20 protein-coding genes are annotated in these 13,973 nt (G+C 31.2%); 12 read left to right on the top strand and 8 right to left on the bottom strand.

Annotated features, from left to right (window positions below; all coding sequences use genetic code 4):
• The first annotated feature begins 2 nt into the window (after nucleotides 1-2).
• Genes A6V39_RS04745 through A6V39_RS04780 form a run of 8 tightly spaced genes read left to right on the top strand, consistent with a single transcriptional unit; the run spans nucleotide 3 to nucleotide 6,485 of the window.
• Nucleotides 3-629 (top strand): hypothetical protein, encoded by a 627-nt coding sequence (locus A6V39_RS04745; protein WP_187150519.1) that lies wholly within the window; start codon nucleotides 3-5, stop codon nucleotides 627-629.
• Nucleotides 617-1,261 carry a hypothetical protein gene (locus A6V39_RS04750; RefSeq protein WP_187150520.1) on the top strand — a complete coding sequence of 215 codons (645 nt, stop codon included), beginning with the start codon at nucleotides 617-619 and terminating at the stop codon, nucleotides 1,259-1,261. The genes A6V39_RS04745 and A6V39_RS04750 overlap by 13 nt, the downstream gene beginning before the upstream one ends.
• Nucleotides 1,262-1,263: 2 nt before the next feature.
• Nucleotides 1,264-1,905 carry a hypothetical protein gene (locus A6V39_RS04755; protein WP_187150521.1) on the top strand — a complete coding sequence of 214 codons (642 nt, stop codon included), beginning with the start codon at nucleotides 1,264-1,266 and terminating at the stop codon, nucleotides 1,903-1,905.
• 5 nt (nucleotides 1,906-1,910) lie between these two features.
• Nucleotides 1,911-2,558 carry a hypothetical protein gene (locus A6V39_RS04760; RefSeq protein ID WP_187150522.1) on the top strand — a complete coding sequence of 216 codons (648 nt, stop codon included), beginning with the start codon at nucleotides 1,911-1,913 and terminating at the stop codon, nucleotides 2,556-2,558.
• 3 nt (nucleotides 2,559-2,561) lie between these two features.
• Nucleotides 2,562-3,191: a hypothetical protein gene (locus A6V39_RS04765; RefSeq protein WP_187150523.1), complete on the top strand. Its 630-nt coding sequence runs from the start codon at nucleotides 2,562-2,564 to the stop codon at nucleotides 3,189-3,191.
• A gap of 5 nt (nucleotides 3,192-3,196) precedes the next feature.
• A complete protein-coding gene (locus A6V39_RS04770) occupies nucleotides 3,197-4,609 on the top strand; it encodes an MIP family Ig-specific serine endopeptidase (RefSeq protein ID WP_245633519.1) in 1,413 nt (470 codons plus the stop codon).
• A gap of 18 nt (nucleotides 4,610-4,627) precedes the next feature.
• Entirely contained in the window at nucleotides 4,628-5,584 is a 957-nt protein-coding gene (locus A6V39_RS04775; protein WP_187150524.1) for a hypothetical protein, read from the top strand.
• A gap of 10 nt (nucleotides 5,585-5,594) precedes the next feature.
• The gene (locus A6V39_RS04780; RefSeq protein WP_187150525.1) at nucleotides 5,595-6,485 is read left to right on the top strand and encodes a hypothetical protein; all 891 of its coding nucleotides are present in this window, start codon (nucleotides 5,595-5,597) and stop codon (nucleotides 6,483-6,485) included.
• A gap of 4 nt (nucleotides 6,486-6,489) precedes the next feature.
• Here the strand turns inward: A6V39_RS04780 and A6V39_RS04785 are convergent, their stop codons facing one another.
• Together A6V39_RS04785 and A6V39_RS04790 are read right to left on the bottom strand one after the other, a co-directional pair.
• Nucleotides 6,490-6,627 (bottom strand): hypothetical protein, encoded by a 138-nt coding sequence (locus tag A6V39_RS04785; protein ID WP_187150526.1) that lies wholly within the window; start codon nucleotides 6,625-6,627, stop codon nucleotides 6,490-6,492.
• A gap of 117 nt (nucleotides 6,628-6,744) precedes the next feature.
• Nucleotides 6,745-6,960, bottom strand: coding sequence for a hypothetical protein (locus A6V39_RS04790; protein WP_187150527.1), 216 nt, complete (start codon nucleotides 6,958-6,960; stop codon nucleotides 6,745-6,747).
• Nucleotides 6,961-7,256: 296 nt separating this feature from the next.
• On the opposite strand from A6V39_RS04790, the gene A6V39_RS04795 reads away from it, so the two are divergent.
• Entirely contained in the window at nucleotides 7,257-7,688 is a 432-nt protein-coding gene (locus A6V39_RS04795) for a hypothetical protein (RefSeq protein ID WP_187150528.1), read from the top strand.
• Between the two features lie 298 nt (nucleotides 7,689-7,986).
• Here the strand turns inward: A6V39_RS04795 and A6V39_RS04800 are convergent, their stop codons facing one another.
• The 5 genes from A6V39_RS04800 to A6V39_RS04820 all read right to left on the bottom strand — a co-directional run bounded on the left by A6V39_RS04800 (nucleotide 7,987) and on the right by A6V39_RS04820 (nucleotide 10,976).
• Nucleotides 7,987-8,223 carry a hypothetical protein gene (locus A6V39_RS04800; RefSeq protein ID WP_187150529.1) on the bottom strand — a complete coding sequence of 79 codons (237 nt, stop codon included), beginning with the start codon at nucleotides 8,221-8,223 and terminating at the stop codon, nucleotides 7,987-7,989.
• Between the two features lie 219 nt (nucleotides 8,224-8,442).
• Entirely contained in the window at nucleotides 8,443-9,054 is a 612-nt protein-coding gene (locus A6V39_RS04805) for a hypothetical protein (protein ID WP_187150530.1), read from the bottom strand.
• Between the two features lie 6 nt (nucleotides 9,055-9,060).
• Nucleotides 9,061-9,696 carry a hypothetical protein gene (locus A6V39_RS04810; protein ID WP_187150531.1) on the bottom strand — a complete coding sequence of 212 codons (636 nt, stop codon included), beginning with the start codon at nucleotides 9,694-9,696 and terminating at the stop codon, nucleotides 9,061-9,063.
• Entirely contained in the window at nucleotides 9,689-10,321 is a 633-nt protein-coding gene (locus A6V39_RS04815) for a hypothetical protein (RefSeq protein ID WP_187150532.1), read from the bottom strand. Before A6V39_RS04815 ends, A6V39_RS04810 begins: the two co-directional genes overlap by 8 nt.
• A gap of 1 nt (nucleotide 10,322) precedes the next feature.
• The gene (locus A6V39_RS04820; protein ID WP_187150533.1) at nucleotides 10,323-10,976 is read right to left on the bottom strand and encodes a hypothetical protein; all 654 of its coding nucleotides are present in this window, start codon (nucleotides 10,974-10,976) and stop codon (nucleotides 10,323-10,325) included.
• Between the two features lie 258 nt (nucleotides 10,977-11,234).
• On the opposite strand from A6V39_RS04820, the gene A6V39_RS04825 reads away from it, so the two are divergent.
• From A6V39_RS04825 to A6V39_RS04835, 3 genes are all read left to right on the top strand, one after another.
• A complete protein-coding gene (locus A6V39_RS04825) occupies nucleotides 11,235-11,846 on the top strand; it encodes a hypothetical protein (RefSeq protein WP_187150534.1) in 612 nt (203 codons plus the stop codon).
• Nucleotides 11,847-11,920: 74 nt separating this feature from the next.
• Nucleotides 11,921-12,520 (top strand): hypothetical protein, encoded by a 600-nt coding sequence (locus tag A6V39_RS04830; protein WP_187150535.1) that lies wholly within the window; start codon nucleotides 11,921-11,923, stop codon nucleotides 12,518-12,520.
• A gap of 25 nt (nucleotides 12,521-12,545) precedes the next feature.
• Nucleotides 12,546-12,989: a hypothetical protein gene (locus A6V39_RS04835; protein WP_187150536.1), complete on the top strand. Its 444-nt coding sequence runs from the start codon at nucleotides 12,546-12,548 to the stop codon at nucleotides 12,987-12,989.
• Between the two features lie 3 nt (nucleotides 12,990-12,992).
• Here the strand turns inward: A6V39_RS04835 and A6V39_RS04840 are convergent, their stop codons facing one another.
• On the bottom strand, nucleotides 12,993-13,946 hold the full coding sequence (locus A6V39_RS04840) for a hypothetical protein (protein ID WP_187150537.1): 954 nt from the start codon (nucleotides 13,944-13,946) through the stop codon (nucleotides 12,993-12,995).
• Nucleotides 13,947-13,973: the final 27 nt, after the last annotated feature.

Below are 13,973 nucleotides of genomic sequence, written 5' to 3' on the forward strand. Positions count from 1 at the left end.
AAATGAGTGTAGCAATAAAGTCATTAGTGGCTGTTGGTAGTTTAGGTACTTTAACAGGAGCAGGATTTGCTATTAAGCATTTTGTTAGTGGCGAATCAATCAAAGAGCATTTACTTAATTCTAAAGAGTACAAAAATAGAGTTTTTTTAAATTCGGGTTTACAGGGATTAAAGGACATTCTTGATACTTATCATTCTTCAAAAAGAACTAAACCTAATGATGAGAAAGGAGTGCCTTTAGCCAAGGAGAAATTAGTTGATTGATGTAATGGGGCTATCGGAGGTAAATATAGTGGAAAAAATAATGATTTTGATGCTATCGTTTCATGATGTTACATTAATGTGAACACTTTTGAAAAAGAATTGGGAGACTCTACAAAGAAAAGAATAACAGAAGCACAATCTACCAATAAAGATTGAGTAGATGCTTGAAAGAAATATTCAAAAGATAAAGAAACTTCTAACTTAAAGATAACGGGACATGAAAGGGATTCTGCGCTCAATGGAAATAAAGATACAGATGGTCAGGCAGCTTTGAAGGCTTGATGTGATGAAAAAGCTATTTTGAAAATGTATATCGATACAGCTAAAGAAGATTTTGCTCGCTTCGAGCATTGATGTACCAAGTAACAATGGCTATTTCAAAATTAACTTTAATTGGTGGTAGTGCAGGATTAGTTTCAGCAACAGCTGGAGGTGTTGCTATTTACTTAAATTCAGGAGAATCAATTAGAGATCATATTGCAAATAAGAGTGATGGTAATATTAAATTTATCTCTTTAGTTCCAGAAGCTCATGTTTCTTTGAAAAAGCGTTATGAGGTTGTTGGAGCAAGCCACAAGCCAATTGAAAATGGGAAAGAAGTTACTAGTGACAAAATAATTGAATGATGTGAAAGAGCCGCAAATACTAGATTTTTTAAGGATACGGATCCAATTTATTCGTCAATAGGTGCTTGGTGTTTTGTAAATGTTAATACTTTATTTCAACAAGCTGGAAAAAGTAGTGATCAGAATATTGATGGTAGTGATGGAAATTCAGATGGCTGAAAAAATGCATGAGAAACTTACAATACCCAAAAAACAACAAAAAAATTAGAGATAACAGGCGATGATATTGGAGATTTAAATACTGCAAGAGACAAAAATGCCGGCGGGCCTGCTTTGTACAAATGATGTCAATCTAGTGGTAATAAAAAAATGTATGAATTAGGCTCTGAAGAAAGTTTAAAGAGATACGAAAGATGGTGCTTTAAATCATAGATATGAAAACCCCTACTTTAATTAGTTTAGGACTAGGAGGTGCTACAGCTTTAGCGGGTACAGGTATCACTCTTAATCATTTCTACGGGGGAGAAAGTATTAGAGAACATATAGAGAGAACAAAGAAATCAAAAAATAAGTTATTTTTTACTAAAGATAGCAAGAACTTTGAAGATATTAAGAATAAGTACCATTCATCTACTGATAGCAAAAGGCCAAAACCTAAAGATAAATCAGGCAAGATAGTTACTAAAGATAATTTAGAGCAATGATGTGCTGATAATTCTGGCACTAAATTTAATAGTGATAAAGATGAACTTTATCAAAGCATCTTGTCTTGATGTTACATAAATTCCAATTCTTTTGAAGAGGAAATGGTAGTTGACGAAAAACAAATATATTCATCACAAGGCAATACAGGTACTGATTGACAAACTGCATGAGAGACTTACAAAAACAATAAAGTAGCTACAGGAATGACAATTACAGGCGATAATTTAACTAATTTAAATGGAGAAAATAAAACAGAAGGAGGAAAAGCATTGGAAGCTTGGTGTAGTACTAATAAAGCCAAAAAGCTTTATGAGGACAATGCAGAAGCCACCTATGAATTATTCAAAAAATGATGTACTAAACCTAAATAAGAATAATGAGTATAGGAACAAAAATATTAATAGGAGCTGGTAGTGTAGGTTCCGTTGCTGGTGCAGGAGCTACTATTAATTATTTTTACGGTGGAGATAGTATTAAGGTTCATATACAAAAGAAAAACAAAACATCTAATAAGATTTTTTTGACTTCTGACAATAAAGATCTAGCGGAAATAGAGAAAAAATATACTGCATCTAGTGAAAGTACGAAAAGACCCAAACCGAAAAAGAAAGGTAAAGTAATTGAAGCAAAAGATTTAGGTAAGTGGTGTGAAAAAGCAGTTGAAAATAAATTTAGCGGAGAAGATAATTATACATACAAAGAAATTATGTCTTGATGTTACATTAATATTAATTCTTTTGAAAAAGAATTAAAGAATGATAATAAGAAAATAGCTACAGAGACAGCTGATAACAAAGTGTGAACAGATGCATGAACTGGTTATTCAAGAGAAAAAACAAAACCCGTATTAAAGATAACTGGTTCTACAAATGACTCAGAATTAAACGGTAATGATCAAACTGCTGGTGCGAAAATTTTACATACTTGATGTAATTCAAAAAAAGCTATTAAGTTATATGAAGATAATGCAGAAGAAACTTATGCTCTTTTTGTAAAATGATGTCCTACAACTAAAGCAGAATAGATTTTGAGTTCTTTAAAGATTGCCTTGATTGGTGCCGGTGGGATAGGGTTAGCTTCTGCAACTGGTGGCGCTATTGCTTATTTAAATAGTGGTGAAACAATAGTTGAATACATAACCAAGAAGGATACCACAAAGAAGAAACAATTTATTACTTTAGTAGCTGATGCTCATACTGCATTAAAGAATAAATATTCTTCAGGTAACCAAAATAAACCAAAGAAAGGCAATAAAGAAGTTGGAAAAGAGGAAATAATTAATTGGTGTAAAGAAATGGAAAATACTAAGTTCTCTAAAGAAACAGATAAAGATTATTCATTAATAAATACTTGATGTTTTGTAAACACAAGCACTTTATTAGAGGAAGCAAAAAGAAATAATAAGACAGATATTAATGGAGCAAGCGGAGATACTGAGGAATGAAAAAAGGCCTGAGATTCATATAACACTAATAAAGGAACAAGCAATTTGACTATATCTGAAAGTGCCCCAGATGGTTTAAATAATGGAGATAGAAATAAAGGAGGCCCTGCTCTTTACAACTGATGTAAAGCTCAAGAAAGTCATAAAATGTATGAAGAAAACTTTGAAAGTATCTACAAAAAGTATGAAAAATGGTGTTTTGCTTCTTCTTAGCTTAGGTGCTTAGTAATAGACCTATTTTAAATTTAAGATTTCTTATTCCTACAGCATTATCAATTGCCGCATTAACTAATAGTATTATTTATTCTTCACATATTGAATACTTTCAATCACCACGTGGTGATTTCTTTGTTCCAGAGCACTTAAAGAAAGTAAATGCAGATGTAATTAATAATTCACAATACAATAAGTTTTGAACACAAAAACATTCAACATTTAATCATGGTTCAAAAACAGGATTTGATAAAGGTAAAGCTGAAAAAATACTTAAGAAAATAAATGATTACACCTTTAAATTGGCTATGCCATGTGATTCAGGAACGGGTTGAATATTAGACTATGCTTTACCTAAAGGAACTGAAAAATACCCAAAGAAATGATTTATTGCAACTAATGCACATGTAGCAAGTAGATTTAGATTTACTTCAAATCCATATCAACAAGAATTACCTATACCAGAAGCTAATACTAAAGCACTTAGAGATTACTATAGAGATAAAGAAATAATTCTTGATTTAAGAACTACTACAGTTTGTTCTCTTTCTCAAAGATATGGTTATTCTGAATTAGGTTTATGAAAAGATAGTCATACTAAAGATAATTTTGAAACAGTTAAAGATGCTAAGTTATTCTATGCTCCTATTAATTTCTTAGGTTCTAGATATTCGGCAAGGGGTTATGCTTGAAGAAGAGATAATTACTACAAAGATTTTGCAGTAATTGAAGTTGATTTTGAAAGTGAAGATCAAGCAAAGAGAATAACAGATGATTTCTATAACAAGTATCCTGTAGACCCTAAGGGCAATCAAGATAAAGAGGCTTTAAATTTCTTTGATAAAGAGTTAATGCAAAAAGACTCTTTAACAGATAAGCCTTATTACATTGCTGGTTATCCAGTTAATGGTAATCTTGATGTTTCTTTAAAGAATAATTTTGAAGACAAAAGCATTCATTCAACTGTAGCAGTTATGCCACATGAAGCAGTTGCTATTAAGAATGCACATGGAGAAAGTATTATAGGACATGTTGATGCTGGAAAAATAGACAAAAGATACAAAAATACAACCACTTATTGAAATGGTAAACACTATTACAGTTGAGGATACAACTATTTATTAAATAATGTAACTATGGGTGGAGGAGCTTCTGGTTCATTAGTAGTTGATGAAGATGGTAATGTATTAGGACTATACAGAATGCATGATTCTGCAAATAATTTTGGATTTGCAGAACCTTTAAGATCTGAAGGTATTTACGTAAATAACAAAATAGTAGTACCTAAATATGATTTAATTAATGGTTCCCCAGGACAAACCTCTTCATACAAGGACCAACTAAAGAGGTATTACCCTCAATTAGAGACATTCTTAACTAAAAAATGAGATAGTCAAGCCACAAAAAGCCAACGTTAGCGTCTATAAGGACAACTAATGGCTAACTATAAGTTATTTAGCACTATACTCCTTACTATTGGCTCCGTTGCAGGAGTCAGAGAATATCTCAAACCCAGAGATATTCAGTCTATGCTCAAATGAAATGGAATACGTTTAATTTCAAACGATGATGGATGAAAGAGTGCATTCTATGAAAAAGAATCCAAACTTAGAGAAATAAATGTCCATAGTGCTAACGGCCTATGAAAATGATGCTCAGAAAGATTTAAATACGGCTTAGGTGATTCATCAATATTAGATTCTGTTCAAGAATATTGCCAAGATAATCCAACTACAATAATGGGAAACATTATTAGATCAGGAGAAGAAAAGAGATTTATCAAAGATACAGATGCTACCGCTTTTCAAATAGCTTATGCAATCAGTGGAGATAGAGAACAATTAATGGAAGTTATGGGCATTAAAGTTCCAGAAGAACGAAAGAATCAATTTAACTATATGGGCGCAGAAGTCTCCAAATGATGTATAGCCCAAAAGAATGAAAAAGTTAAAGATGCGAAGCATCTAGGAAATGTAAAGAAGTATTGTTACAATAAAAATGTAAGAAAGGTTAGGGATTTAATAAAGAAAGAGGGACTAAAACAAATGATGACCACTGCTGAATATGCCGATAGATTTACTAAAGAATTAAATAATGCAACTGATTTAATAAAGTCCTTACAACATAGAGTTGAAACAATTAGAGCTACTATGGAGAAAGATATTAAAGATAGACAAACTAAGTTTGGTCATCCTGAAGAATGATTAACTAGACAAAATGATGAACTTGAAAAGCTAATACCGAAAAATTTAGATGAAGCAGCAATAAGAAAAAATAGTGGTCAATACTTAAAGTGATGATGTGAAGGGCAATTTGATGATGACCTTAATAGTAATATTGTATTCCCTAACTCCTATGCAAAGGTTAAAGCTCGTTGTACCGTTAAAAAGTAGGCTTTAATTGATGTTTAATAGTAAATCTTCTATCTTAATTAGTTCCTCTTTACTAGTTAGTGGTAGCTCTATATTAGTTTATGAATTAAAGAAACCTAGGAGTATTAAAGATGCTGCAGAATGAAGAGGTATTAAATTAGCAAAAGAGGAAGATGAGTTTGTTTGAGGTGCTTTACTTTTTCAGAAGAAGGATGCATTAAAGGAAAAGAAAATAGAGGATAAAGAAGCATTAAAGAAATATTGTATAGATCTTTACAAAAAAGGAATAGACGATAAGTTGGTTTCAGACGTTGAGAATTTTTGTTCTGATACTTTAAATACTAGGAAAGCTAGGATAATAGGGAAAGGATTTTTAGAAGATAAATTTCTAACAGCAGATGATGATTTTAAAGTAGCCTTTACTTTAAATAGATACACACCGGTGTTTATTTCTCTAATTAATAGTTTCAGTGGCAAGAAATACACTGACAAAACAGAAGCAAAAGACGCTTGAGAAGATTACAAAAATTATTGTGATACTAAATTAAATCAGAATGAAGATACTGAACTTCAATTAGTTCAAACAGTTTGTGAAAAGAAAGGCATAAAGACAGCGCAATCAAAAATTGAGGCAGAAGGAAGAATTTTTCTTAATAAAGATCAATTAAAGAATAAATTCCAAGAATTGAAAAGGTTGAATGAAATGCAAGGAGATACTTTATTAAATGATATTCAAGATAAAGAAAAACCAAATCATTGACAAGAATTAAAGGAAAAAGAAGACGTTTTTACAGAAAGATTGATTAAATGATGTGAAGAGCAAAAAACTAGAAAACTATTTGAAGAAGGATTCTATCCCGATGTTTATTCTAGATTGAGAACTCGTTGTACAGAGGAAAATAAAACGCCTGTTGTTAAATAGTTAATTACTGTTCTACACAGTAAACTTTGGCATCTTTAAAGCCTTGAGTTTCTTGCGCATTCCACACTTCTTTGTAGAAGTTATTACATCATTTTTCTAAAGCTTTATTATCCGATGCTATTTTTTCTTTAATTGATTGCATAATTTCAGATAATCCATCACTTTTTCCAGTTAATACACCATTTGCCGCTGTTCAATTACTTGTGTCAGTTATTGTTTTATCAGGTAATTTATTTTTATTATTGTAAGTACAATATATTTAAACATTCTTAAATCTAGTATCATTTTCATCCTTGAAATAAGCCCTATAATTTTGATTACATCATTCATCTAAACCAGAATCTTTACTCTTTAATTGTTCCAAATCGTTAACCAAACTATCTTTTTCAGAAGTCTTTAAAGAAGCTAATTTCTTTTTTCAATCTTCTTTACCAGTAACTTTAGTTCGCTTTCAATTTTTCTTAAATTTTAACACTTAAAAAATAGCCACTAACACCAGTGCCGGTTAATAGAGCAAGGCCAACACCAATCTTGGTTTCTACATACATAAATTGTTAAAAGGATTATTCTTATATCTATGTCTAATATTGCTAATTTAGTTGTGGTGTCCCTGGAGTAGCAGGCACTGCAGGAGCAGTTACTTACGTTTATTCTACTAAACAAGTAGATACAATTTAATCTAAATATAGTGCTTCTTTAATAAGTACTGTTCCAAATAATGATGCTATTTGAACAAAAAGATGAGAAAAACTTAAAGTTACTAGTACGAAAGTGCTTAGTAATAATGGAAAATTAAAACAAGCACAAGACAGTAGAAGTAGTTTAACTTTTTCTGACGATATTAAAGCTTTAGTTAAAGGTGGTTGTGAAGAGATTTACAATTCTGAACCAAATGAGAATAATTTAGCCGATTTTAAAGCTTATTGTTCCTTATGGTTGCAAGATAAAATCACTGGATTTATTACTGAGCAACATGGTGATTCAAAATGACAAGCAAAAGTTAATGGGCTTAAGGATTATACAAAAGGATTAATTTCAGAATTTACAACTATCGAGAATGCTATTACTAATTCAAATGTTTCAGAAAAGCAACAAGAAATTAAGAATTTATGCGACAAGCTTAAGGAAAATATGTTTGAATCTGAAACTACTACTGAATTCAATAATACTAAATCTTTCTGTACCAGTGCAGTTATTGCTTAGGAGTATTTATTGCACAACAAGACTTTGCTTTTCCTAAATTAGCATAATTCTTTGGGATATTAGCCATTCAAAAGCTAGTATTACACCATTTAAGTATGTCATATTCCAATATCGATCTACAGATACCTTGTTTTCCTTTTAGAAAATTTTTTCTTTCATTTTGTAATACATCGCCAATAGTTTTTCAGTTACCATCTCCTAGAATGGCATTCTTGAGATTGACTACACAATGTCTCTTTATTGACTTGAATTCTTCTTGACTTCCTACACTAATACCAACATTTTTATTACATCATTCCTATAATAAATAGCCACCTTCAACCTCATTACTTATATTTTTGAATATGTATACACTCTTACTAAGACTCTTATGAAATAATTTGTAGTTAACTTTTCAATGTTCAAATTTGTGTTTTTCTCCTAGATATTGATATCCTAAAGAATTTAAATACTCTTTACTAGTTGTTTGGTAAATTACAAGTGAACTTGCTTTGTAGAATAGTGAGGCAATTATGAACAGACCGCTGAAGACCACATATGTCTTTAGCGCTCGACACATTAAGAACCTTTCTGTTTAAGGCACTTAATTAAGGCAAATAGTAATTTATTTGGATTTTAGAAGTTCAAAACTTGCTTTAATTATGAAGTTTAAATTTTCATATTATTTTTGAATACAAAATAAACTATTTTTTGAAAAGCAAATATATTTAGCTATGTATCTTCTTTAATGATTTATTTAATAGTATAATTTAAACTATTTTTGTTTTTTAGGATCCTTTACTGCACATCAAGTTTTTGATAATTCAAATTTATCATTAAAGTCCTTATCGGTAGTATTAATAGCAATTAATGCTGTACATGCTGATTTAATGTTAGCCACAGTAATAGTAGTATCTCCTTTCATAGTTTCACTTAATTTTCCTGCTGTAGTAACATCTTTTTTTAATACTACTTCATGTGTTTTTCATGTTCCATTATCATCCCTATTACCAGTATTATCTAAAGCTTTAAGTCCAATACTACCAAAGATATCACTTATTGCTCTTTCTTTAACGCACCATTGTCTTGCTAGTTTGTAATTCTTTTCGTCCTTAATTCCGCCCTCTAAAGCCCTCTTGCACTGCGTTTGTAACCAAGCAGTATCTTTAGTAGTTACAGAAGTATCTACAAAAATATTAGGTTCTTTAGCAAGATTGTGTTTTGTTAATAGGTTTCCAAAATCTGTTACATTTACATCAAAACCTTCTGCTACTAATCTAGTACTTACTGTTTGTTTTTCTTTAAATAAGCTTACTCCTAATGCCACTCCTCCACCAAGTGTACTAACTCCTGCTACTCCAGTTGTAATCTTAGTTACAGTAGTCATAATTACCTAATTAACACATCATTCTAAAAATTTAAGGTATCTTGTATCTTTGTCATGCTTGAAATGTTTTCCTTTAGATAGGTTGCATCAATCCTTTAATTTATCTACTGTTACAGCGCTGGTTGCTATATCGGCTTTTTCTTCATTACTTTGAATTTCTTTAATTAAATTAGTGTTGGTGGATTTTTTGTATTCGGTTTCTTTTCCCTTTCATAAGTTTTCATGATTATTTGTTGTTCCGCTAGTTACCTTTGCAACATTTAAAATAGTTTTGCTTGTTCCTATTTGTCCTTCAATGGTTTTGGGAGCAGTACATCATGCAGATACACTTAAGAATGTTGTGTCTTCTTTTTTAGTAAATGTTTTGTTAGCATTCTCACTGCATCAACTCTTTAACTGTTGTACTTCAATAGTTTTTGCTGGAGTAGTCTGCCCACTTAAAGTTATTTGTAAACCTTCGTTCTCCGCATCATATCTAGTCTTTAATGTGTCCCATCCAGTTTCCTCTTTTCCAAGTAATTTCCTTCCTATTTTTTCTAAGTAACTAGAGTAGGTATCTGATTTATTTGCAAAAAATACTCCAGTTGCAATCGCCCCAGCACCCACAACTCCAATTGAAGAGATAACAACAGGCTTAACCATTTAATTTACAATGTTCTTTAACTAATGCAACTTTTGTGTCTTTTGAACCAACCCAGTTTTCTTTGTAGGAATCAGTACATCATTTACGCATAGCTTTCTTATCAGCATCATTTGCTTCCGCGGTACTCACAATATCTTTAAGACTTTGCGGTAAATTATTCTTTCCCTTTAAAGCTGCGTGGGCAGTTCTTCATTTTCCATCGCTTTCCACAGTTTCCTTTGGAATATGTCCAGTTAATTTGTCTCCTACTTTTCAAGTACAAAATTCCTCAAAATTTTTATATTTGACACTATCCTTATCAAAAGTATCATTTCTACTTCCATTACATCAATCGCGTAATTGCTCTCATGTCTTTACTGTTTGCTTATTTAAAGAAGCATCTAATTGACTTGTTGATGTTGCTAGTTCTTTTGCTCTTTCTCCTCATTCTTTTTGATTATCATTACCAACTAATTTAAGAACTGATTCGCCTAGCTCTTTTTCAAAACTCTTTAGATTTGTTTCAATAGTAATAGTCTTAGGAATATCTTCTGATTTATTTAATAAATTATTAGCTAAAATCGCTCCTCCGCCAAGAGTGCCTACTCCTACTACGGCAACTCCAGCTTTGGTCAAAGTTGTCATATTAATTTTCCTTTGTTTTTGGTGTTGAACATCATGACTTGCCTCACTCTAATTTATCATTAAAGTCTTTATCAGTAGTCTTAGCTTCATTTAATTTCAAAGCTTCACAACCTGCTTTAAGCTCTTTAACATCGTCGTCATTATTTGCTACTTTTACTTTCTCGCCAATTGCTGGGAAAGAGTTAGGATTTAATTTAAGAGATTTTGCAATTTCTTTTCAAACAGTATCCTGATCAGTTTTAGAATCGCTAGAATCTAAGATTTCATAACCTAAATTATTTAAAACAGTTTTGGTAGTTACTGTCTTTACACATCATTGTCTTGCTTTCTTGTAATTTCCCTCATCGGCTCCTCTGTCTCCTAAAGCGTTCAAACATTTTGCTTTCAAACCATCAAGAGTCTCAACTTCTTCTGGGGTTCGTTTAAATGTTGTCTTAGTATCTTTAACTAATTGGTACGCATCTAATATAGTTTGCCATCCATCTGTAGGAACTCCGTCAAATCCTTCTTTGGCTAATCTTTCACTAGTGGTTGGTTGGGGTGTTGGGGTTGGTTCATCAACCTTTTTATTTAGTAAGCTATTAGCCAGAACAGCCCCTCCCCCAAGCGTTCCTAAAGTTGAAGCACCAATTACAACTTTACCAAAGGTAGTCATTTTTCTTAGATGTAATACTTTTCTTAATAAATTAAATAAGTGTAAGAATTATTTAGTTTATAATCAATATTTAAAGTATTTGAGACCTCTTAATAAGAAAATATTTAACACAAACTCATTAAATTAAGAAACTTAACATTTATTAAGTGTTTTTGAGGAAGGTTTAAAGATTTAAGACTAGTATAAGAATTGGGGATAATTAACAAAGGTAATTGAAAGTTGGTTTTCAATAAGAAAGTATTTGGATTGGTTTCATTAGTGACAGGGGGTATTGCAACAGTAGCAAGTCTTTGAGGCAATGATTTAATGCCTTCTCTTGAATCAAAACCAGATAATGAAAGTATAGTTCCTGCAAAGGCCGGAAGTATTGCATCTAAATTACAATCCCAAGGAGTGAAACTATTAGGTGGGTTAAATACGGATTTCAAAAAATGAGAAGTAATAATGGCAAAATATGAAAAACATGCTTCTTCAAAAGATCTTCTTATTACTTTAAATGGAGAGCAAACTCCAAGATGAAACAACTTGAATATAGAGGACTTATCAAAATGATGTAATGAAAAATCTGAATCTGATTATGAAGATGATCAAAACAGAACCTTTAAACAAGTAAAAGAGTTTTGTTCAGTTCCTACCACTAAAGATTATCTAGAAAGGGACAAAAAGACGCTAATAAGTGGGGATAATGGATGAGCTAATGCAGTTAGAAAATATACTGATGCAGTAAAAACCACAAGAATAACAGTAGCAGAATTAGGAACAAATATTGTAGAGCCAAAAGTTTTGGAAGGATGATGTACAAAAAGCTCTGAAGGTGAATATGAACAGCAAAAATATGAATGAATTGTTAAATTTTGTACTGATCAGTAATTATTAAAGAAAAAATAAAAAATTTCCTATATAATACTAGGTTAAATATTTGATTTTTATACAAAACTTAATCGATGGGGGCGATAGCAAATTCTGTAATAACTACGGCTGTTCTAACTGCTTTTTCTGGATTAAGTTACAAAACTGTATCTATCTTATTTGATCATCCCACTAACCAAAACCATTTAGAGTCCTTAAATTACAGAACATTATTCGAAGCTAAGAAAGATCAATTTACTAAGTGAAAAAGTAAATACTCTTTACATTCAAAAGAAATAAACGTTAGCATTGCTGAATTTTATGGTGTAGATTCAAATGTTCAAGGTGGTTATTTACTTAAACGATGATGTGAAGCTAGATTAGGTGGACATTTTTCTCCAGATAAATTTGAAGAATTCAATATGATCAAGAAATTTTGTACTATGGATATTAAGAGCATAATGACTGAACAAGAAAATGTTAAGTCCATAGATGATGGTACTGCAGTAGAAAAGAGAAAGACATTTGCAAAATTAAAGGGTAAATTGAAAACAAAAGGTGTTGAAATTCCTAAAGATAGCGTTGATATTAAACCACTTATGAGATGATGTAAAGAGAATCTTAAATTACCTTACATTCCAGAAAACTATTCAAAATTAGAAGAAGTACAAGAGTTTTGTTCAGTAACTGATTAATAAATAAGCTAGAAGATAATAAAGAGTGATCAAACCAATATTAAGTACTTTGGCTATTGGTGGCGGGTGTAGTGGTGTAGCAATAGTAAGTACTAGTTTTTCCAATATAGATGAAAACGATGAGATAACACTAAGATACACCGAAGATAAAGGAAGAAAGATTACAACAATACAAACATACGGAGAAATCGAGGCTTTTGGTCAACAAAACGGTTGTTTATTTAGGATAGTAGATGATAAATATCCTAATAATGTGAAGGAGTATTCTTTAGAGGAATTCTGAATGGAACATAACAAGACCTTTACTGATTTGGAAACAAAAGCAGTAGCGGTTGCAAAAAGTGCACAGCCTTATTGCAAAGATTTTGGACCAGTATTTGCAATTTTCTATGATTCTGACAAAAAAGACTTTAAATTAAAGAAAGGTGTATCATACGTAGTCAAAAAAGCTCATGCAATAAAAAAATAGACATTATTTATTAGCGCAACGAGACTTTATTTTTGAATAGAGATTAGGAAATACATCAGTACCTGTTAAATCGTTATTATATTTACCTTCACATCATCATTTTAGATATTGAACTCCATTCTTTTTGATAGCTTCATCATCAAGATTTGAAGGTATTAATTCATCAATCCTATCTGTCTCTTTTTTTACTTGTTCTTCTGCTAATCCATATCTTTTAGTCCTGCTTTCCAGATCTTTAATTTTTGCTTCCCTTATCTTTCCCATGCTAGTTCTTAGTGAATCAATTAAATCTGTTGCCTTATTTAACTCTTCATCGAATCTTTTTTTGTATTCTTCAGTTTTGGTCATGATATTTACTTTTTCTTTATTTAATAATTGTCTAACTGTCTTTACATTCTTGTTGTAGCAGTATTTCTTAACATTACTTAGATGCTCTGCATCTTTAATCTTTGCTTCTTTTTGAGCTTTACATCATTTGGCAATTTCAGCACCCATAAAGGTAAAGTTCTTCTTTTGAGATTCATCAGCATTAATTTGCATCACTTCAATTAATTTATCTTGATCTCCACTAATTACATAGGCTACTTGAAAAGCGATTGAATCTGAATCATTAATGAATCTTTTTTCTTCTCCTGATCTAATAATGTTTCCCATTATTGTGGTTGGATTATCTTGACAATATTCTTGAACAGAATCTAATATTGATGAATCACCTAAGCCGTATTTAAATCTTTCTGAACATCATTTTCATAGGCCGTTAGCACTATGAACATTTATTTCTCTAAGTTTGGCTTCTTTTTCATAGAATGCACTCTTTCATCCATCATCGTTGGAAATTAGACGTATTCCGTTTCATTTGAGCATAGATTGAATATCTCTGGGTTTGAGATATTCTCTAACTCCTGCAACAGAACCTATTGTCAGGACTACAGTACTTAATAATTTATAGTTAGCCATAATATATTTGCTTTTACTTTCAGGGCT

It is taken from the genome of Candidatus Mycoplasma haematobovis (assembly GCF_001645765.1).
Classification (GTDB): domain Bacteria; phylum Bacillota_I; class Bacilli_A; order Mycoplasmatales; family Mycoplasmoidaceae; genus Eperythrozoon_B; species Eperythrozoon_B haematobovis.